The 18,639-nt window shown below is 33.1% G+C and carries 23 protein-coding genes and 3 pseudogenes; 15 read left to right on the top strand and 11 right to left on the bottom strand.

The annotated features are described in order from the left end of the window. Both ACFWDE_RS25815 and ACFWDE_RS25810 read right to left on the bottom strand, forming a co-directional pair. On the bottom strand, nucleotides 1–1,277 hold a 1,277-nt coding region (locus ACFWDE_RS25815; RefSeq protein WP_377895660.1), incomplete at its 3' end, for an MFS transporter. 18 nt (nucleotides 1,278–1,295) lie between these two features. Next, nucleotides 1,296–2,273: an aldo/keto reductase gene (locus ACFWDE_RS25810; protein WP_377895659.1), complete on the bottom strand. Its 978-nt coding sequence runs from the start codon at nucleotides 2,271–2,273 to the stop codon at nucleotides 1,296–1,298. Between the two features lie 461 nt (nucleotides 2,274–2,734). Between ACFWDE_RS25810 and ACFWDE_RS25805 the strand changes: the two are divergent. Further along, nucleotides 2,735–2,953: pseudogene (locus tag ACFWDE_RS25805) on the top strand (IS3 family transposase). Between the two features lie 88 nt (nucleotides 2,954–3,041). Here ACFWDE_RS25805 and ACFWDE_RS25800 read toward each other — a convergent pair. Next, the gene (locus tag ACFWDE_RS25800; RefSeq protein ID WP_377895658.1) at nucleotides 3,042–3,413 is read right to left on the bottom strand and encodes a MerR family transcriptional regulator; all 372 of its coding nucleotides are present in this window, start codon (nucleotides 3,411–3,413) and stop codon (nucleotides 3,042–3,044) included. Between the two features lie 253 nt (nucleotides 3,414–3,666). Here ACFWDE_RS25800 and ACFWDE_RS25795 point away from each other — a divergent pair, with 253 nt between their 5' ends. From ACFWDE_RS25795 to ACFWDE_RS25780, 4 genes are all read left to right on the top strand, one after another. After that, nucleotides 3,667–4,845: an MFS transporter gene (locus tag ACFWDE_RS25795; RefSeq protein WP_377895656.1), complete on the top strand. Its 1,179-nt coding sequence runs from the start codon at nucleotides 3,667–3,669 to the stop codon at nucleotides 4,843–4,845. A gap of 320 nt (nucleotides 4,846–5,165) precedes the next feature. Next, complete coding sequence (locus tag ACFWDE_RS25790; RefSeq protein ID WP_377895654.1) at nucleotides 5,166–5,408, top strand: tautomerase family protein; 243 nt, start codon at nucleotides 5,166–5,168, stop codon at nucleotides 5,406–5,408. Next, a complete protein-coding gene (locus ACFWDE_RS25785) occupies nucleotides 5,395–5,613 on the top strand; it encodes a tautomerase family protein (RefSeq protein WP_377895652.1) in 219 nt (72 codons plus the stop codon). Before ACFWDE_RS25790 ends, ACFWDE_RS25785 begins: the two co-directional genes overlap by 14 nt. Nucleotides 5,614–5,685: 72 nt before the next feature. Further along, nucleotides 5,686–6,081: a carboxymuconolactone decarboxylase family protein gene (locus tag ACFWDE_RS25780; protein WP_377895650.1), complete on the top strand. Its 396-nt coding sequence runs from the start codon at nucleotides 5,686–5,688 to the stop codon at nucleotides 6,079–6,081. 281 nt (nucleotides 6,082–6,362) lie between these two features. Here the strand turns inward: ACFWDE_RS25780 and ACFWDE_RS25775 are convergent, their stop codons facing one another. Beyond that, entirely contained in the window at nucleotides 6,363–6,584 is a 222-nt protein-coding gene (locus tag ACFWDE_RS25775; protein WP_377895662.1) for a transcriptional regulator, read from the bottom strand. A gap of 312 nt (nucleotides 6,585–6,896) precedes the next feature. On the opposite strand from ACFWDE_RS25775, the gene ACFWDE_RS25770 reads away from it, so the two are divergent. From ACFWDE_RS25770 to ACFWDE_RS25740, 7 genes are all read left to right on the top strand, one after another. Continuing rightward, complete coding sequence (locus tag ACFWDE_RS25770; RefSeq protein ID WP_377895649.1) at nucleotides 6,897–7,091, top strand: hypothetical protein; 195 nt, start codon at nucleotides 6,897–6,899, stop codon at nucleotides 7,089–7,091. Nucleotides 7,092–7,102: 11 nt separating this feature from the next. Continuing rightward, complete coding sequence (locus tag ACFWDE_RS25765; protein ID WP_377895647.1) at nucleotides 7,103–8,269, top strand: FtsK/SpoIIIE domain-containing protein; 1,167 nt, start codon at nucleotides 7,103–7,105, stop codon at nucleotides 8,267–8,269. Continuing rightward, nucleotides 8,259–8,867, top strand: coding sequence for a replication-relaxation family protein (locus tag ACFWDE_RS25760; RefSeq protein WP_377895645.1), 609 nt, complete (start codon nucleotides 8,259–8,261; stop codon nucleotides 8,865–8,867). Before ACFWDE_RS25765 ends, ACFWDE_RS25760 begins: the two co-directional genes overlap by 11 nt. Nucleotides 8,868–9,140: 273 nt before the next feature. Then, the gene (locus ACFWDE_RS25755; RefSeq protein WP_377895644.1) at nucleotides 9,141–9,404 is read left to right on the top strand and encodes a DUF3937 family protein; all 264 of its coding nucleotides are present in this window, start codon (nucleotides 9,141–9,143) and stop codon (nucleotides 9,402–9,404) included. 348 nt (nucleotides 9,405–9,752) lie between these two features. Then, nucleotides 9,753–10,340, top strand: a complete 588-nt coding sequence (locus ACFWDE_RS25750) for a DUF3967 domain-containing protein (protein WP_377895643.1) — start codon at nucleotides 9,753–9,755, stop codon at nucleotides 10,338–10,340. 840 nt (nucleotides 10,341–11,180) lie between these two features. Next, nucleotides 11,181–11,513, top strand: a complete 333-nt coding sequence (locus ACFWDE_RS25745; protein ID WP_377895642.1) for a hypothetical protein — start codon at nucleotides 11,181–11,183, stop codon at nucleotides 11,511–11,513. A gap of 138 nt (nucleotides 11,514–11,651) precedes the next feature. Continuing rightward, a complete protein-coding gene (locus ACFWDE_RS25740; protein ID WP_377895640.1) occupies nucleotides 11,652–12,023 on the top strand; it encodes a hypothetical protein in 372 nt (123 codons plus the stop codon). Nucleotides 12,024–12,225: 202 nt separating this feature from the next. Here the strand turns inward: ACFWDE_RS25740 and ACFWDE_RS25735 are convergent. From ACFWDE_RS25735 to prgP, 3 genes and pseudogenes are all read right to left on the bottom strand, one after another. Further along, a pseudogene (locus ACFWDE_RS25735) lies at nucleotides 12,226–12,468 on the bottom strand (hypothetical protein). Nucleotides 12,469–12,542: 74 nt separating this feature from the next. Beyond that, nucleotides 12,543–12,794 carry a hypothetical protein gene (locus tag ACFWDE_RS25730; RefSeq protein ID WP_377895661.1) on the bottom strand — a complete coding sequence of 84 codons (252 nt, stop codon included), beginning with the start codon at nucleotides 12,792–12,794 and terminating at the stop codon, nucleotides 12,543–12,545. Continuing rightward, a complete protein-coding gene (gene prgP / locus ACFWDE_RS25725; RefSeq protein ID WP_377895639.1) occupies nucleotides 12,778–13,725 on the bottom strand; it encodes a ParA superfamily DNA segregation protein PrgP in 948 nt (315 codons plus the stop codon). Before prgP ends, ACFWDE_RS25730 begins: the two co-directional genes overlap by 17 nt. A gap of 1,652 nt (nucleotides 13,726–15,377) precedes the next feature. Between prgP and ACFWDE_RS25720 the strand changes: the two genes are divergently transcribed. Then, a complete protein-coding gene (locus tag ACFWDE_RS25720; protein WP_377895638.1) occupies nucleotides 15,378–15,656 on the top strand; it encodes a hypothetical protein in 279 nt (92 codons plus the stop codon). Nucleotides 15,657–15,725: 69 nt separating this feature from the next. Here the strand turns inward: ACFWDE_RS25720 and ACFWDE_RS25715 are convergent, their stop codons facing one another. Continuing rightward, the gene (locus ACFWDE_RS25715) at nucleotides 15,726–15,833 is read right to left on the bottom strand and encodes a YjcZ family sporulation protein (RefSeq protein ID WP_078178596.1); all 108 of its coding nucleotides are present in this window, start codon (nucleotides 15,831–15,833) and stop codon (nucleotides 15,726–15,728) included. Nucleotides 15,834–16,094: 261 nt separating this feature from the next. Then, a complete protein-coding gene (locus ACFWDE_RS25710) occupies nucleotides 16,095–16,613 on the bottom strand; it encodes a DUF4352 domain-containing protein (protein WP_377895636.1) in 519 nt (172 codons plus the stop codon). A gap of 349 nt (nucleotides 16,614–16,962) precedes the next feature. Here ACFWDE_RS25710 and ACFWDE_RS25705 point away from each other — a divergent pair, with 349 nt between their 5' ends. Then, entirely contained in the window at nucleotides 16,963–17,151 is a 189-nt protein-coding gene (locus ACFWDE_RS25705; protein ID WP_377895634.1) for a hypothetical protein, read from the top strand. Between the two features lie 69 nt (nucleotides 17,152–17,220). Then, nucleotides 17,221–17,552, top strand: a pseudogene (locus ACFWDE_RS25700) (hypothetical protein). A gap of 50 nt (nucleotides 17,553–17,602) precedes the next feature. Here ACFWDE_RS25700 and ACFWDE_RS25695 read toward each other — a convergent pair. Together ACFWDE_RS25695 and ACFWDE_RS25690 are read right to left on the bottom strand one after the other, a co-directional pair. Then, complete coding sequence (locus ACFWDE_RS25695; protein ID WP_002069235.1) at nucleotides 17,603–17,719, bottom strand: YjcZ family sporulation protein; 117 nt, start codon at nucleotides 17,717–17,719, stop codon at nucleotides 17,603–17,605. Between the two features lie 229 nt (nucleotides 17,720–17,948). Beyond that, on the bottom strand, nucleotides 17,949–18,608 hold the full coding sequence (locus tag ACFWDE_RS25690) for a hypothetical protein (protein WP_377895633.1): 660 nt from the start codon (nucleotides 18,606–18,608) through the stop codon (nucleotides 17,949–17,951). Nucleotides 18,609–18,639: the final 31 nt, after the last annotated feature.

Below are 18,639 nucleotides of genomic sequence, written 5' to 3'. Positions count from 1 at the left end.
AATCCTCTTTTAATTTTTTTTTTTTCATTGTCACTTTTGGTAAATTTAATAAATAAGGATGTATATGTTTCTTGTCTAAACATATAAAATTTCAATGTTAAACAATTTATTAGAAAAAGAATACCAGCTAATAAAATAACGCCTCTAATTTGAATAATTCCCATTAAATACCCCCCTAATAAAGGGCCTATTAGGTTTCCTAAGAAAAGGGCGCTATGATAATAACCAAATGTCAAACTTTCCATTTTTTCAGGGGCGTGTTTTCGTATCAAACTAATTACGGAAGGAAGAAGACCGCCTACACATATTCCCATCAAAAATCTAGCGAAAAGAAAAAGCCAGATAGAAGAAAATAGTGCTTGAGAAACATAACAGATAAAATTTCCTAGTAAACAAATTAATAATATAATTTCTGGACCAACTTGATCAGCTTTTTTTCCTATAATGGGCGAAAAAATCATAATTGAAAATCCTGAGATAGAAACAGCTAAACCTACCATAGTTGATAAAAAGGAATCTGTATGCCACATACTTTCAACATAAGATGCTAAAAATGGAGAAGTACTCATAGTTGAAAATTGAATTAGAAATCCTGTTATAAACAAAGTCCCAATTGGAGATTGCTTTATAATCTCCTGAAATTCATTAAAAATATTTAAGCGCTTTGTTCCCTTTTTAATATTTTTTGATTTAAGAGGTTCTGGTTTGTTTAATTCATCTAAAAATAATACTATAAGAATACCAGCAAGTAATAACATTGCACTTGAAACATAAAGAACTTTATAAAGGCCTATCCATTCTCCTAAAATCCCACCTATTAAAGGGCCAAAAATATTACCAGCATATGCACCAGATTGAGCACCACCTAGTGCATATCCAACTCTTTCTTTTGGTGTATTCATCGTAATAAATGGGGAAGAAGCGGGTATAAACCCCCCAAATATCCCCAGAATAAATCGAAGAATTAATAAGTGTAAAGCAGAAGTACTAAAAGTCATCAATCCTGTCACAATTGCCATTCCAATTGCAGAACGAACAAGAATAGTTTTTCTACTGCTTCTATCTGCAATCTTTCCCCAGATAGGTTGAAAAATAAAAGCAGATAAAAAAGTAGCACCAAAAATCATCCCAGTCCAAAGCTGAATATCAGCTTGATTATGAACTCCTAAATCATGTTTAAGATAAATTGGAATAAAAGGTATAATTAAGCTAAATGCAGACATGACTAAAAATTGTGTAATGCTTAAAACATACATATTCTTTTTCCAAATTTCCAACCTTACTCACTTCTTTCACTAATCTAATAATTTCATAGAATTTATAGGATATCGATCACCTATAGCCGCTCCTAGTGGAGCAACTTTATCTATGGACTCTTTGATATCTTTAGTCAGCTTAATATCAATTGCAGCAATATTTTCCTCTAAATATGATATTTTTTTCGTTCCAGGTATCGGAATTAAATCTTCCCCATTAGATAACAACCAAGATAAAGCAAGTTGTGAGGGTTTTATATTCATTTCCTTTGCTAGTTTTTCTAATTTATCAAGCAATGAAAGGTTATAATCAAAATTTTCTTCTTGAAAACGTGGTGTATTCCTTCTATAGTCACTTTCTACTAGTTTGTCAATTGATTTAATCTTCCCAGATAAAAAACCACGTCCTAATGGACTATAAGGTACAATTGCAATATTCAGCTCACGACAAAGAGGTAAAATTTCTTCTTCTATATCTCTACTCCATAATGAGTATTCTGTTTGTAATGCTGCTATGGGGTGCACTTTTTGTGCACGTCTAATAGTTTGAACTGATGCTTCTGAAAGTCCAATATTCCGGACTTTTCCTTCTTCCACCAATTGTTTCATAGCTCCTACGGTTTCTTCAATAGGAACTCTAGGATCTACCCGATGCAAATAATAAAGATCGATATAGTCTGTATCTAAACGCTTTAAGCTTTCTTCACATGCCTTTTTTACATATTCAGGTCTTCCGTTAATTTCTATAACCGCTCCAGAATCATTTCTAACAAAACCAAATTTAGTAGCAATGTTAATATTTTTTCTCGAACTTTTTAATGCTCGCCCAATTAATTCTTCATTTTTCCCTAGGCCGTATTGGTCTGCAGTATCAAATAAATTCACACCCAGTTTTAGAGCATGATGAAGGGTATCAATTGATTTCTCCTCATTTTGATTACCATAGTATTCCGACATCCCCATACACCCTAGACCTAAAGCAGATACACGCAAAGATCCAATGTTTCTATATTTCATTTTTTTTCCTCCTTTAATTCATAATATACATTAAAAGTATATCGATTAGAGCACACTATAAAGCAAGAGAAAATTAATAAATATACAAGATCTATTACTAACCACATACTAAAATTAAAAAAGTTATGGGATCTTCAAAAGAGGTGAAACAAGCAAATCAATTGCGACATCGAGTCATTCAAGGTTTAACAACTGCATACCCCTTCAACCTACTCTTTCGGTTGGCAAATGTTTCTCGGAGCAATTATTATAAATAGCTAAACCGACAAGAAACCTTACACCAAGACAACAGGAAAATAAAATAAGTGAACGGAACAATATAGGGTTAGTTATTGGTACTGTACAAGAAGCCATAAAAAAAACGAGATGTAAAAGGAACCATCTTGCATAGTGACCAAGTATTCCAATACACATCTCATTGATATAATCGGGTTACCACCCAATACCATCTTACTCGTAGTATGTCCAGAAAAGGAATTTGTTTAGAAAATGCTCGCATAGAAAATTTCTTTGGACACCTCAAATCAGAATGTTTGTACTTACACAACTTCCAAACAAAAGAAGGAGTAATGAAAGCCGTATAAGAGTACATTTATTTTTATAACACAGAACGATTTCAAGAAAAGCTAAATCACCTGAGTCCGATAAAATATCGAGCTCAGGTGATAAAAAGCACATAACTATATAGGTCTTTTCTCTACTATCTACTTGACAGGAGTATATTTCACTTGTAAAAGGATCTTTATTGAAAATAACATATTCTACGGCTTAATTTTGTCCCTCCATTTCTTTATAGTAATCAACTTTTTCGCTGATTTTTGTTAAATCATCCTGTAGTTCTTTAATTTGCGCAAGCACTTTATTTTGGTGAGCTTCTAATAACTCCCGACGCTCACTTATTGTAGAATTACCTTTACGCCTTAATTCTGCAAATTTTTTCATTTCATTAATAGGCATTTTAGTTTTACGTAACTTAATAAGAAAATCAATACATAAAACATCAGCCTCTGTGTATCTACGATACCCATTTTCATCCCTATTAACTGCACTTAGTAAACCAATACGTTCATAATAGCGAAGAGTATACGAACTAAGTCCAGTAATAGAAGAAATACTTTGAATTGCCAATAATTTTTCCATATGGATATCATACCATAATTATACATGTGGAAAAATAATAAAATCTATAAAAATAGCTAATCAAAATAACTAGTCTATTTTTATTTAAATTACAATTGCAAAATAATTATCCTTATTAGGACACTACTTTATTCTCAATATTTCTTAGCAATGTTACTAAATATTATAAAAAACATATTGCTTTAGAGTGAACTATAAGTGTTATTATTCGATTTGAATTTATCTTTCATTAAAATCTTAGGAGGTATTTATAGTGAATAAAGGCGTTTTTATTTTAGCACTTGCTACATTTGTTGCTGGTACAGTTGAGCTAGTCATTGCAGGTATCTTAGGAATGATTGCTCAGGACCTAAATGTATCAGTTGGAGCAGTTGGTCAATTAATTTCCATTTTTTCTTTAGTTTTTGCGTTTGGATCACCTATTTTAATTGCTTTAACTTCTAAAATAGAACGACGGAAATTGTTGATTATTTCCATGATGATTTTCTTTTTAGGAAATATTTTATCCATATTTAGCATAAATTTCGCAATGTTATTAATTGCGAGAATTATCCTTGCGGCAAGCTGTTCGATTGTTGTCGTTGTTTCTATTACCTTAGCAGCAAGTACAGTTGCACCAAATTTGAGAGGTCGTGCTATAGGTCTTATTTTCATGGGATTAAGTGCTTCTTTAGTTTTCGGTGTACCTTTAGGGACTTTAGTAGGTGATAATTTTGGTTGGAGAATGACATTTGTATTAGTTGCAGCCCTTAGTATCCTAGCTACTTTAGGAATTATCAAATTTTTACCTAAAGTTCCTGCTCAACCGACTGTTCCCTTGCTAAAACAGTTATCGACCTTAAAAAATCCCAAAATTATAACTATACAACTTATATCAGTTTTAGAGTTAACAGGTCACTTTACTGTTTATACTTATTTCACACCACTTTTACAAGATACAATGGGTTTGTCTGCTAATATGATTAGTCTAGTTTTACTAGTATTTGGCGTGGCTGGTATAACTGGGGGGTGGATTGGCGGTTGGTCTTCTGATAAATTCGGCGGAGCTAAAACGATTCCATCGGCTCTTATTCTATTTGCAATTTCTTTATTCTTACTTCCAATTGCTACAGGATCATTAGTTACCTTATTTATTGATGTATTGTTCTGGGGAGCTTTAGTATGGACTCTTAGTCCAGCCGTACAAAGTTTTCTCGTACAAGCTTCTCCTGATTCTTCTGATATTCAACTGGGATTAAATACCTCATTCTTACATTTAGGGGTTGCTTTAGGATCTGGAATGGGTGGTGTATTAGTAAATAATTACCCTGTTACTACAAATACGTGGGTTGGTGGTCTTATGGTTGTTTTAGCTCTAATTTGTGCCCTTTACTCTGTAACGAACATCCGTAAAAAAAGTGCAGCAAATCAGCTGTCTGTGAGAGAGGGATAAGAATTGAGTTAAATATACAAGATTTAAACATCAAATGATTACATGTATTATTATCAATTCATTTTTTGAACTTTTAGTAAAAAGTAATTCTCTGCTTTAGAGAATTACTTTTTTTAGTTATAATTCCATCTCCTTAGTAATCTGATTATAAAAAGTTCAGATTCTTTTATTCGAACAATATGTATTTACAATTTTTATCAATTGTAATACAATTTAAATAATTGAAGATTTTCTACAAAAAATGAACATATTTAATTATTATTGATATTTATTTACACATAATGAATATATCGTTCAAATTGAAAATGGAGGTATTAATTATGGCTATAATTTCAATTGATGGTTGGCAAGGAATGACTAATGATAACAAAAAAATTTGGATTGAATCATGTACTAATATAGTTAATGAGGTATTAGATATTCCCTTAGATGAAATTGTAATTTTTATTCGGGATAATCCTAAGGATAGTTGGGGACAAGCAGGAATAATTGGATCAGATCCAGATTGGGGAATCAAATCCAGATATAGTATGAGAAAGGATGATCAACATGCCAATTCTTAATGTAGAGATAAGAGATAACTGTACTCAAGAACAAAAAGATACATTAATTAGACAACTTACTCATGAAACTCATAAACTTTTTTCTATCCCATTGGATAAAATTGTAGTTTTAATAAAGGAAATTCCTTCCTCAAATTGGGGGCAAGCAGGAGTTACAGCAACAAATCCAAATTACTCCACTCTAAGTCGTAGGCAAAATTTGTAATATTAATAAGTTTCATTATCTAAAAGATAGGTACCAAACTATAAAACATCAAATTTCAGGAGGACAATACTCATGGAAAATAATCGTTATGAAAGAGGTTGGGACAAGTTAATGGAAGTTGATGGGGAAGGAGGAGAGCACGTTGTAAAATCTCTTGAGGATATTTCTCCCGATTTAGGAAGATATATTATAGAATTTGCTTTTGGAGACATTTATTGTAGACCAGAATTAGATTTAAAACAACGACAATTGGTTACTATCTCCTCACTTACTACACAAGGGGGATGTGAGCCCCAATTAGACATACATATTAACGCTGCAATTAATGTTGATTTAACACCTAATGAGATTATAGAGGCCATTTTACATTGTTCTCCGTATGTTGGATTTCCAAGGGTATTAAATGCAATTAATGTGGCCAAAAAAGTATTTAAAGATCGAAATATTGATATTTTAAATTTATCTTAAAGTTAATGAGGTCATTCATTTCTTAAATATTTTTTGACAAGAACATTAACTTATAGGTTCTGTTGCAAAGTTTCAAAAATCATAAACAGTTGTTACTAAATGGGGGAACCATTTAGGGGTACGGAAACATCGCTATCAAGCTAATAAAAAGAAATACCCCCTAAAATGAAAAAATACGCTATTCTTTCTGTAGAATCATAGGAAAGGATGGCGTTTTTTATGTCTGTTTCTGCGTCTGACGAATTTCAACTATTTGCTCTACTCAAGAGATTCAAAGTTTTTCATCTCCAAAAATCACGGTCATCTATATTCTTCCCTAACTTCTTTAATCCCCTAACAATTTGTATTATCGTTGAAAACTTCGGTCTATATTTTTTATCATTACACACTTTAGAAATTGTAGCTGTACTTAGTTTCGATGTTCTTTCTAATTCGATTTGTGCTATCCCATTCCGATCAAGATAGTGACCAAATTTAGTACGTTTTTTCCCCAATCCAAACACGTTTATCACCTCATCCACATCTTGACCTATTTCTTACTTTTTTAAACTAATGCAAAAAAATAAGAAATTGTCCAAGCTGTACACCATATGCTTTATCAAGGTCGCTATCAAAGTAACTATCAAACTTGTTATCAAAGTAGATACCAAAGTAAATAGCTTAATGGCTATCAAGGTAACTAGTATTTGTACTATCAAAGTAGCGATCAAGTTAGCGATCAAGTTAGCTATCAAAGTAACACTACCAAGGTTTTGAGGATGTAAACCCATATATCATCAGCATTTCAAATTCTGTTTATAAAGGGGGAGTTTTATATGTTAACTACATTTATTTCATTAGGAGCATTAGGAACGATTACAATTGGCGGGGCGATATTAGAAAAGCATCTTGTAAAAAATGATCACGTTGCAGTGGCTAAACTTTTAAGTGATGGAATGTATCACGGAATGAGAATAGGCGGAGTTTGTTTCATTGGGTATGTGTTTATCAAAATCTTAATCATGTTTTAAGGAGGGCTCATATGGGGTTTGTAAAAGATTGGCTTCATAGGCAAAATTTAAAGAATCAACTTATAGAGGTATTTGGAAAAACGGGGTTATATGTGGACCATCAAACAAGAGGTGGTAAAGTGCCGATTTATCCAAAGATACATGCTATTTCCTCCACACAAGAAAGTGTTAGATATATATTTACCATTCCAAATGGTTTGGATCCTAAGACTATTGAGAAGAAATGGTTTTGCTTTCAACAAATATTAGGACGGAATGTAGCAATTGAAGGTGATATTAAAAAGTTTGTACTGAATGTATTTCATTCGGATGCAGGATTACAAAAGTACAATTACAGTTATAAAAAATGGCAGCCACTACTAGAAAAACATCGTCTTCCTGTTGTGGTAGGACGTGACCAGTTCGGTAATATGATTGTGTACGATATGATTGATTCAAACACTCCACATTTATTAATCGCAGGAGAAACAGGAAGCGGTAAAAGTAGTATGGTACGCGTTGTTCTGTCCACACTCATTCAATACATGTCTCCTGATAAATTACATTTGTATCTGGGCGACTTAAAAAATTCCGAGTTTCATTTTCTGAGAAGAGTAAAACACGTAAAAGAAGTTTGCATGGAAGAAATCGAAATGAAGATAATGTTGCAGAAAGTGTGGAAGGAAATACGTGAACGAAGAAAATTGATGGAAGAGTTTGAAGTGGACCATATTGACGAATACAACAAAATGAATCCTGATAAACAGAAACCGTACATCTTACTTGCTATAGATGAAGTAGCAATGCTTCAAGGCGAAAAAGAATGTATGTCTACAATCGAAAAAATATCAGCAGTCGGTCGGGCTCTCGGAGTTTTTCTGATGCTCAGTATGCAACGTCCTGATGCAAAAGTATTAGATGGTAAGTTAAAGCTTAATATGACGGTGAGAATGGGCTTTAAATGTGATAGTACGATTAACAGTAATATCATGGGTACACCTGGATCAGAACATCTAGAGCAATCGGGCCAAATGATTTTAAAATTAAACGGATTAAAGAAAGTGCAAGCGCCATTTTTAGAATTAAGCAAAGCGAAACAAATTGTTGAACCGTATCGCATACCGAAAGAGGATATGAAGCCAGAGAATCCATCACAAGAAGAAAATCGATTATTCGGGGTGTTAGATTATGATGAGTAGAGACAAAGCCATTTTGAAGGATTTGAAACGTTTTAGATGTATGTCCCGGGATGATGTTATTGATTTGTATTTTCAAGGATTAAAAAACGCAGTTACTTGCTGTAATACAGTTATGAAACGGTTAAGAAGAGATGGCCATGTGGATGCCAATGTTTCGCAGCAACCATTTATATATTTCCCTCAACCTAGCACACTTCGAAAAACTAGCCAAAAGATTCCCCACTTCCTCGGAATTGTTGATGTATATAAACAGCTTATCCATTATGAAAAACCAAAACTATTCAAAGTTGAACCGAAATATGGAAAAGATTATATGGAGCCTGATGCATTTACAATATGGCGTAGATCTCCATTTTTCATTGAGGTTCAGAAGTCTGTTTACAGTAAAAAGATTATGCAAGATAAAATCAACAGGTATGAATTATACTTCCACAGTCAGGAGTGGCATAACGAATCGTGGCAGCCTAAAGGATCCAAATACTTCCCATCAATCCTCATTATTACTGATAAGCAGTATGATATTAATTCTTCTAATTTACGTATCTTCCAAGCTTCTTCAATTAGCAATTTCATGGATAGTCTGACGACAAAAATATAGTAACTCTTCCCTAACTAAACAGTACACCCAATTGTACGGTCGAAGCTGGGAAGAGTTACAAGGGTAACAGGCATTATATATGTTATGCCTAAGAATAGTAACATAGAATAACAAGCTCTAATAGGGGCTTTTTTCTTTGCAGGAATTTCTTGACCATTATGGAATACTGTCAATACAACATGCAAATATGCATATTGTATTTATTTGGTTTTTTTGTATGTTAAAATCGAATATAAGGATATATATATAATTGACCAAAAGTAGGAATATCCAATGAATTTTGAGAGGTGTTACATGTTTAAAAATAAGAAATTAATTCAATTTTGTCTAACATTATTTGTATGTTTATCTATAATTGATTTTACAATCGGTTATTTTCAAACATATCTTGAAACTGCAGCAGATATTAAATGGGTAATACCAGAGATTTGGAAAACTATTTTGATAGATGCTCCTGAAAGCATACTTGTTATTTTAGGTGCAATAGCTTTATATGATTTCACAAAAGAGACATCGCCAAAAGACGCATCAATCTAAATGCGTCTTTTTTCAATTTTCTTCAATTAGCAATTTCGTGGAGAGTCTTGCTGTAAAAGCAGAATAAGAGACTTTTTATTTTAGGGAATGACTTAAGCATCAGTGCAATTGCATCCGTTGTAGCGTTATGCGGTGGCTTGTTCATTATGGTTGGCAGACAGGAGCGCGGATTTCCGTTAATTTCAAGAGCTGGGATTGGTTATATAGTAGTTCAAATGATTCCGTTGTTTATGAGATTGTTAGTTGAAATTGCTAAAGCTATTTAGTCCTACACTTGTAGGGATTTTTTCTTTGCAGGAATTTTACACCTACCATTGAATACTCTCACTATGGAGGTGTTGTGACGCTATGACGGACGAGATTGTTTATTCCGCTAGTGAAGTATACAAACGACTAGGAATAAGTGATAGCACCCTTAGAAAGTACATGGAAGTATTGTCACGTGAGGGATTCGCAGTAAAGAAAGATAATCGTGGTAGACGCCAATACACAGAGCATGACGTTATGGTAATTGATAAGTTAATTGAACTCAGTAAGCATGACGGTATGACGCTAGAAAAGGCAGCGAAGATGATTGCGCAACGATTAGAAATCGCCAATCCAAATGGTGAGACAGAGGAATCCCAAGAAACGGATCTAATCCCATTCCACATTCAACAACAGCTCCAGCAACAGTACAGCGTTATGGCACAAGAAATGAATCAAGGTATGTTAGCGATGGAGAAGCGATTAAGTGAGCAGGCTAAGCAAAGTAACGAGGAAATCAAAGTGAGTATAGATCAACATAATGAACGAGTAGAAAAACGATTGGAAGCACGAGATGAGACGTTGATGAAGACACTACGTGAGATGCAGGAAGCGAAGAGGTTGATGCAGGAATTTCGGGATGAAGTTGCAGCTGCAAAAGAGAAGAAGCAGTGGTGGAAGTTCTGGTAAGGGGTTAGTGATGATACTATGAAAAAGCAGAAAAGTATACTTTTCTGCCTTCCTTATTGTGTTTTTTTATAGTAATAGTTGTTAATCAACAGTAGGATAAGACCCACCAAAAATCCATAAAGTATATTCATAAAGCATATAATAACCCCAAAAATAATAGGGAATAAAAACACGGATATTTTCCTGAATTTAAAATAAATGTAGAAGATAATGGCATTACTCGTCCAAAATATCCAGCTATATATCATCGCTCCATGAATTGAGTATTCTAATAAACCACCAATAAGTATTAATGGAATAAATTGTAGCGCTCTTCCTACTAAAGATATCACGGCAGGTATTAAATCAAATATTACCCCGATGTTATCATGAGGTTCTGTTGATCCGCAGTGTACACAAAACTCGGCGCTTGATGCTAGGGGCTTTCCACAGTCAAAACAATTTCTCACTAAAAATCACTACATCCATATATTAAAATACATTTTATTATAAACCACCATAGCGGAAAAATGAACAAAATTTTTTTGTGATTTAATTTATTAGTAGTTACTTAGCAGTTAGGGAAAACATCACATGCGTATCTTTCTATTTTTTTATGTACATACCGGGATGAAGTTACAGTGGTAGAGGTTCTAGTGAGAGTAAGAAGAGGTGCCGCCAGCATGGTAGGAACATATAAAAATATAGTTATAGAAAAAGTGAGAGTGGATTCCTTTTGAGAGTAAGGATCCGCTTTTTTCTTGCTACTGATAATGAGACACTATATCTGACTTACATAAATATCCTATTTGTTCAAATTTGTCCTTGCTGATGGTACAATTAAAGTCATGGAGGGATATTATGGGGTTTATTTTATATTTTGCATTTTATTTTGGAGTACTGTTTCTTATAATTGGTACTGCATTATTTTTATTTATTATGGCTGCATTACCAAAAATCTGGAATAAAAATCTATCATTCGTAATGATCGGTTTAGGGATAAATATACTTGCCATTCCGTTATCTTATTTTATAGGTGGGATGGCAACGGATTCCCCAGGTAGTACTATGCTCGATTTTTGGAAAGGATTTTTCTTTATTCAAACAATACCGCTCTTTTTACTGATTCTTTTATTACTTTTAACTGTGGTGTTGTGGTTTATTCGCAAGAACAAGAAAAAAGTAAACATGTAGAATTTTAAAATGCCTTCCGCTAACGAGATGTTATGTCAACCAATCATGAATACGGTATACATATTATATTTTATCTATCTTGCGTAAAGAAATTGTCATATTATAGAAATAACATTATGAATTATACAGGAGATACAAATGAAAAAATTTTTAATTAGTTATGCTGCAAGTCTGCTTACTTTTATTATCATATGGTTCTTAATACCATATATTTCTGATCCTAGTTATTCTTCTCAGAATGATTTGCCTAACATAGTTGGATTCATTATAATTCTCATCATATTTGGTAGTATACTAGATCTTGTAGTTTGCCTAATTGGAGAAGTATTATACAGGAACATAAAACAATGTAAAAAGTTTCAATTTGGAATTCCTGTATTTATAGGACTAGCTGTTGTCTATATACTTATACTCTCTCTTTTTACTATTACTAGTGCATATTCTTCTAGTTTGGTTACACCTATTATTATGGGTTCCTTAGCTTTTTATTTAGTACGTAGAAAAATATAATTAACTTCAGCTAACGATAATTATGTAAATGAGCTGGTGGTGGTTCGGGTAAGGGTTTTGTACCGTATAGAAGAGAGGTAGGAGTATTTTTCCTGCTTATAATAAAAAGATACATTTATCTTAAGATACAAAGATAAAAGGATAAAAAGATACAAAGATACATAATAAAAAGCACCCCTAATGAAGGGATACTTCTATTATTTTATAGTTCCGTTGGCAATTTGAATTTTCTTTTCTGCTCCAAAGTTAATTCGTTTTCTACATAACTTTCTATAAGTAAATCAATTATTTCGTGAATATATTTGGTATTTGTAAGTTTATTTAAAGCTGCAAGTTCTTCTTTGGATTGACTAGAAATTTTAATACTACCCTGTTGGTTTTTGAAATTCGTTTTCTGTGGTGTTTGTAATGTCTTTTCTGTATTCTAACCCAAGTTGTCAGCAATAGGCGTAACTGTTACTACAAATGAATTATTCTGATTCTCCACAGGTACCACTCCTATTTAGTAATCATTTAAAGCTATTTACTGTTAGATGTTATATTTTTTAGAATACGTTGCTCGCGCTCTGTTAAATTATTAGCGATATAAAAATCTAAAATTTCATCAATAAATTCGTAATTTTTCATACTTTTCATTGTACAAATTGTTTTGATTTTACTAAATGATTCAGGTGAAACTTTTATGTTTTTACGCTCGTGAGCTTTCATTGATTCCTTTTTGGGGCTGCTATCAGTTTGAAAATTTCTTTCTGTATTAGCTGATTGCGTTATCTTCGGTTCTTGCGGTGTTTCCCTTTTGATTAAAGCCACTTATGTCAATCCCCTTTCCCAATTTCGTCAGTTTGTTGTCCACTAAATACTTTTGAGTATATCTATATCCAGCTTCTATATCTCCCTCAGTTTCGAAAAGGCGAATTCTTTCTTCCAACTCACAGAAAATGTCACAGAATAAAGCTAGCATTCTCTTATCATGATGATCTTCAAATTGCAGTCCAATTCGTGGATACCATTCTAATCGGGCATGGTTATTTATAATCGTAGTAAATACGTTTTCTTCCCCAAAAGTAGAAATTGTACTTTTAACAATTTCTTTGTGTAAAGCACGCTTTTGTTGAAGTAATACTGGCAGTACTCCAGCAACTTGCATCTTTACAAGCGATCCAAAATCATCAACTAATGTTTGGATGTATTCAAAGATTAAGCGTTGACTTCCTTCATATGAAAATTGTTGAGTTTCTTGAACAACAATAATGTAGTCGCTTGCTACCATAGCATTATCCACTTTTAAATCTGTTGAAGGTGGAATGTCGATGAATATGTAATCATAGTTGTATTTAATTTTTTCTAGCAATCTAGAAAGATAGAAGGTTCTGTCCTCAATCGTATTGAAATTTTCGATTAAGAAGTCAGTGTACTTCCTCATATCATATCCGCATGGGATCATATCTAGATTTTCATGCAGCTGCACAACACCTGATGATAAGTCTCCTTCTTCAAGACACTTCATTAATGTCTTTTGCATTTCCGTAATATTAAATGATTTTGCTAAGAACGTTGTACCGTTCCCTTGAAGATCAGTATCAATAAATAAAACTTTCTTATTAAAGATTAAAGAAGCCACAAGAGATTCCATACACGAATCAGTTGTTTTTCCAACTCCACCTTTTTGTTGGGCGTTGATTATTACGTATCCTTTTTTCACAGGAATCGCTCCTTTTAAAATTGTAATATAAATGTAACAAAGGATAAATGTATCTTTTTATCTTTTTATTCTCGAATTGATAATAACATGGGCTTGTACAAAAAGTAAAAGGATAAATGTATCTTTTTTTGCGTTTAATAGATTCACCTCATTTTTTGTGTACAGAACTTATGATAAGAATCCCATGAATTCAACGTTAATTAATGTATCTTTTTATCTTTGTATCTTTTTATCTTTGTATCTAAAGATACACAAAGGTAAACTATGTATCTTTGTATCTAAAGATAAATGTATCTTTTTATCTTTGTATCTTTTTATCCTTCGATTAAATTATTTGGATGCCATAAACCTAATTATATAGGCATTTACAAACAAAAAAACTTGCTGTAACTTAGTACACAACAAGCATCATTCTACAAAACAAAACATAATTTGATATTTTACATAAACGAAGATTGATATAACAATTGAATATGAACACAAAACAAAAAAGCCAATCCCATATGCTATCGGCTACCAACCTATAGCGGGAATGACTTTTCTAGCTAGTGTATCACCACTTGGCTAGAACGAACTGTATTAACCCACAGTGTTTACGTTTAAGTAGTGCACCAACACTAACCTTAAACAACTATGCCTTTTCACGAGGCTTCTTTGATATACCCATTTTATCTATTGTTTGGATAAATATCAACTAGTAAATACTAGTTTTGATTATTTTGTAGTCCAAAAGATATATGACGGGCATCTCTAAACCTAGAAGTCTTGTGAATGTACAGGTCATTTAGGAATTAGAGATGCCTTTTTGTTTTTTGTTCGCGTGGAATTGCCTGATACCACGTTAATAAAAACTGATAAGCCGTGATTCCGTGCTTCTACATAGAGGGAACGTGTTAGGGCGTGGCTAGCTGTTAGTCGTGCAGGGGGTACAGAGTATACGCCTACAAAAACAGCATCCCTCATTGGAATCCTGTTCTTCTGATGAGGGTGGGCGAGAACTTGCCCAGGGACGATTCTCTAAAAGGTTCGGGTGGTTATCGTTAGCATTAAGGTGCTAGGGAGTACATTCAGTTTGTCGTGTAGGGACGATATTACAAGGACAAGCCATAGAAAAAGGATGTATGCGGTGAAGATCGCTGAGTGAACAGGGTCTATACATACGGATACCTTATAAGTGACCGCATGGCGAAAACAAAGACGCTTATCCATCTATTTTGATCGATTACTTTTTTTGTGATCCGTCAAAGTAGGGGATAAATCTGCCTTCCAGCCGTGTTCCATAATCGTTCCCACATGATAAAAACCCTGAAGACCTTCAGTCAACATTAAATTCGAAGAAACGATGAAAAATATGAGATTGTTTAAGAACTGGGGGAACTACTAACTAAGTTAGAGGAATAAATAAAAGAATTACAGTTTACTTGGTTAGAGGATAGGGGGACGAAAGGTTAGAATATGCCTTATTACAGAATTAGGTTTTATACATCGGATATAGTACGTGAAATTTTTAAAGTATACAGTAAAAGTATAATCTTCGAATATTATACTTTTACTGTATACTTAAAAATGTAAAAGCACTTATTTGGTTTATATGGTTGGTGTTACACGGAAAATAGAGATTAATTAGACAGTATGAAAGGGATTAATTAACAATGATGACAGAAGAAGAAAAACAGCAAGCACAAGCAGAATGGGATAGAAAGAAAGAGGAACAGAAACTAGGGTTAATGGTGATTAAAATTTTAGGTGGCGCTCTTATATTATGGTTGCTATTCAAGGTAGTGACACAGGCATTTGGAGGTGGAACTAGTACTAATGACTACAAACAGGTGGATATAAAAGAGAATCCTTATATGGATGATAAGAAGATGAAACAAGTTGACGATCTATACAACTCGCGCGACGAGATAGAAGAGAGAATGAGTAGGTAAAAAGATCATATTGAATATAGTTCATAAAGAAAAGACACCCGTATAGGAGTGTCTTTTCCGATAGTTTGTTTAGCAGAAGCAGCTAGCTCCAACTATTATTAATAAAATAAATAATACAACTAATAAAGCAAATCCTCCAGCGAAACCTCCTCCGCCGCAACTACCACCAAATCCCATTTTAATCTCTCCTTTGAGTAGGAGGGGAAATTCAAGGTCACTCATGTATTTTAATGGATTCACTTTACCTTATGTTTTTACGGATTAATTGAGCAGGTCCTTTTGAAAATAAAGAAAAGACACCCTAAGGTGCCTTCCTCCGACTTGAACCACTTTGATTTTAATAATATGTATGGGACGCCAATCCAAATATTATTTTACCACGTTAAGCAATTTTGGTCATTGAGAAAAAATAAAGGCACTCTTTCGAGTACCTTTTTACTATTCTACTTTTAACTTAATTTCTTCACCTGTCATACCGCCACTAGCTTTTAAGAAAAGTCCTGCAGCATCTTTTGGTATATCAAATACAATTTTACCTGTCTGTGTTAGACCAGGATTCAATTGTTTTAAGAAGAAGTCAGTTTTTCCACCGTTAGCTAAGTCAAAAGATGTTTGACCTTGTACTGAAGATGTGAATTCACGACCCTTGCTATCTACCAATTTAAAGCTGTTAGTATCAACAGTGATAGCGTCTTTTTGATTATTAGTAAGTGTAACTTCTAAAATCTTAAAGACACCTTGTGCTTGTTCTTTTGAGTATTCATTACCCACAGAATCTACTGTTTCCATAGATCCTACAGCGATTTTTACATCAGAAGATACACCTTCTTTTGATACCGCTTTAGTGTCTGTTGAAGTCTTTTCTGTTAAATCTCCGCCACCAGCAATCATAGCAATTATTCCGATTACAAATAAAGCTATAATGCCTAGGCATCCAAACTTAAATATTTTTCCCACGTTTGTTCCTCCAATTATGTAAAATGTAAGATTGCCACGTTAATAATAACAAATTAAATATCTTTATATTGTCATATTATGTCGAAAGGAAATAAAAAGATAGTTTAGAAGTTTTAGACTATATCCCTGTCCTATAATTTATTTTTCCCATGTATCTCTTATTCATAAAAAAAAAGACACCCAAAGGCGCCTTTCTCCGACTTGAACCATCGTATAGTAATGTGTTGCCAATTAATAAATTAAATTATAAAAATAAATCGTTATACTTGCATGTACCCTAGCTGATATAATGTATAAGGAAATTATTGGTTAATTAATAGTGCACATATATCAGGGAGGTACATAAGCCATGTTAGAGGTAATTACGGCATTTTTCTTACTAATTTTCCATTCCATTGTTTATCTCTTTTCAAGTGGAGAAACTAAGCAAATAGCAAAAGATCATATAAAAAAAATTGTTAATAGTCCTGATGGAATAATAATATTAATCGTTGCTGCGGCACTTTTAATCGGGGGGATATATTTATTATCAGTATGATTTCAGATATCTTAGCTTAAAACGTATAAGGAAATTAATAGTACACATATAGTAGGGGGTACATAAGTAATGGTATTTATAATTGTGCTATTTTTCATATTTATCATATCTATTATTTTTTCATTATTTTCAAAAGGTGAAACTCAGCAAGAAGCAAAAGAAGTTGTAAACGACATTGTTACTGGTCCTAATGGGAAGATACTATTAATTGCTGCTGTGGTATTTGGAATCGCAATTATATTTTTTGTTAATATGATTAATGATATTGACAATAAACCACCTTCAAGAGACGATGGTTCACCTTTGAATGTGCCCATTATGGTGGCGAATGGGCTACTGGTGGTCTTTTTGGAGAAGCCAAATGTGTTTATAATAAAACTGATGAATGGGATAATAAATAATATACATAAAGAAAAGACACTCATATAAGAGTGTCTTTTCCGATAGTTTTTTAGCAGAAGCAAGAAGCTCCAACGATGATTAATAAAATAAATAATACAACTAATAAAGCAAAGCCTCCAGCGAAACCGCCGCCGCCACAACTACCGCAACTACCACCAAATCCCATTTTAATCTCTCCTTTGAGTAGGAGGGGAAAATTAAGGTCATTCATGTATTTTAACGGGTTCACTTTACCTTATGTTTTTACGGATTAATTGAGCAGGTCCTTTTGAAAATAAAGAAAAGACACCCTAAGGTGCCTTCCTCCGACTTGAACCACTTTAGTTTTAATAATATGTATTGGACTCTCATCCAAATATAATTTTACCATATTTATTATCTATTTTATTAAATTATTACTGGGCCTCTTGCTCACCTTTAGCTTTCATTTGTCTTTCGTATACATATTTTGCTGTTGAAAAATCAGTAGGAAAATCACGCAGTGCCTTATTTATAATATTTAATTCTTCTTGCGACTTAATTTCAATATTATTTAAATAGTCAAATGCTTTGGATTGTTTATTTGCAACATAATTTTGAGTAGAATAATCATCTTGGAAGTCTTTTTTAGCTTTTTCTTTAACCTTATTCATAGTTTCTGTTTTGTCGATGCTCTTTACTGGGTTCGCGAATGTTCCAGTAGGTTGTTCCTGTTTAGGTTCTTCTTTCTTTTCCGGTTGAGCAGCAGGTTGTTGAGACTCCGGCTTTACGTCTTCTTTTTTAGGCTGTTCTTGTTCTGGTTGTTCTTGCGGTTTAGGTGTTTCTTGACTCGGCTGTGTAGTTTTTTGAAGTGACCTAGTTTGCTCTTTTTCATAGGAGTCTACTTTAGATTTCAACTCTTTGATTTGTGTTTTTAATTCTTGCTGCTCATTAAAGTGTTGATCAGTAACTTTATCCATATCTTTTTGTGAATACTTAGGTTTCATATCTTCTGATGTGGAATTCTTAAAAATAGATATGGAAGCAATGATAACAACTATTACAGCGATAATTCCAATAATTAGTTTTTTGTTCATTTATGTTCCTCCTGAAATATAATAATATTAT

Origin of the sequence: Bacillus sp. NPDC060175 (assembly GCF_042728695.1) — a bacterium.
Classification (GTDB): domain Bacteria; phylum Bacillota; class Bacilli; order Bacillales; family Bacillaceae_G; genus Bacillus_A.
This window is presented reverse-complemented; position numbering and strand designations above follow the sequence as displayed.

Bases quoted from the DNA above. Each gene is read 5' to 3' on its own strand.
- ACFWDE_RS25810 (WP_377895659.1), bottom strand. From the start codon at position 2,273: ATGAAATATAGAAACATTGGATCTTTGCGTGTATCTGCTTTAGGTCTA.
- ACFWDE_RS25800 (WP_377895658.1), bottom strand. From the start codon at position 3,413: ATGGAAAAATTATTGGCAATTCAAAGTATTTCTTCTATTACTGGACTT.
- ACFWDE_RS25790 (WP_377895654.1), top strand. From the start codon at position 5,166: ATGGCTATAATTTCAATTGATGGTTGGCAAGGAATGACTAATGATAAC.
- ACFWDE_RS25785 (WP_377895652.1), top strand. From the start codon at position 5,395: ATGCCAATTCTTAATGTAGAGATAAGAGATAACTGTACTCAAGAACAA.
- ACFWDE_RS25780 (WP_377895650.1), top strand. From the start codon at position 5,686: ATGGAAAATAATCGTTATGAAAGAGGTTGGGACAAGTTAATGGAAGTT.
- ACFWDE_RS25770 (WP_377895649.1), top strand. From the start codon at position 6,897: ATGTTAACTACATTTATTTCATTAGGAGCATTAGGAACGATTACAATT.
- ACFWDE_RS25765 (WP_377895647.1), top strand. From the start codon at position 7,103: ATGGGGTTTGTAAAAGATTGGCTTCATAGGCAAAATTTAAAGAATCAA.
- ACFWDE_RS25760 (WP_377895645.1), top strand. From the start codon at position 8,259: ATGATGAGTAGAGACAAAGCCATTTTGAAGGATTTGAAACGTTTTAGA.
- ACFWDE_RS25755 (WP_377895644.1), top strand. From the start codon at position 9,141: ATGAATTTTGAGAGGTGTTACATGTTTAAAAATAAGAAATTAATTCAA.
- ACFWDE_RS25750 (WP_377895643.1), top strand. From the start codon at position 9,753: ATGACGGACGAGATTGTTTATTCCGCTAGTGAAGTATACAAACGACTA.
- ACFWDE_RS25745 (WP_377895642.1), top strand. From the start codon at position 11,181: ATGGGGTTTATTTTATATTTTGCATTTTATTTTGGAGTACTGTTTCTT.
- ACFWDE_RS25740 (WP_377895640.1), top strand. From the start codon at position 11,652: ATGAAAAAATTTTTAATTAGTTATGCTGCAAGTCTGCTTACTTTTATT.
- ACFWDE_RS25720 (WP_377895638.1), top strand. From the start codon at position 15,378: ATGATGACAGAAGAAGAAAAACAGCAAGCACAAGCAGAATGGGATAGA.
- ACFWDE_RS25715 (WP_078178596.1), bottom strand. From the start codon at position 15,833: ATGGGATTTGGTGGTAGTTGCGGCGGAGGAGGTTTCGCTGGAGGATTT.
- ACFWDE_RS25705 (WP_377895634.1), top strand. From the start codon at position 16,963: ATGTTAGAGGTAATTACGGCATTTTTCTTACTAATTTTCCATTCCATT.
- ACFWDE_RS25695 (WP_002069235.1), bottom strand. From the start codon at position 17,719: ATGGGATTTGGTGGTAGTTGCGGTAGTTGTGGCGGCGGCGGTTTCGCT.
- ACFWDE_RS25690 (WP_377895633.1), bottom strand. From the start codon at position 18,608: ATGAACAAAAAACTAATTATTGGAATTATCGCTGTAATAGTTGTTATC.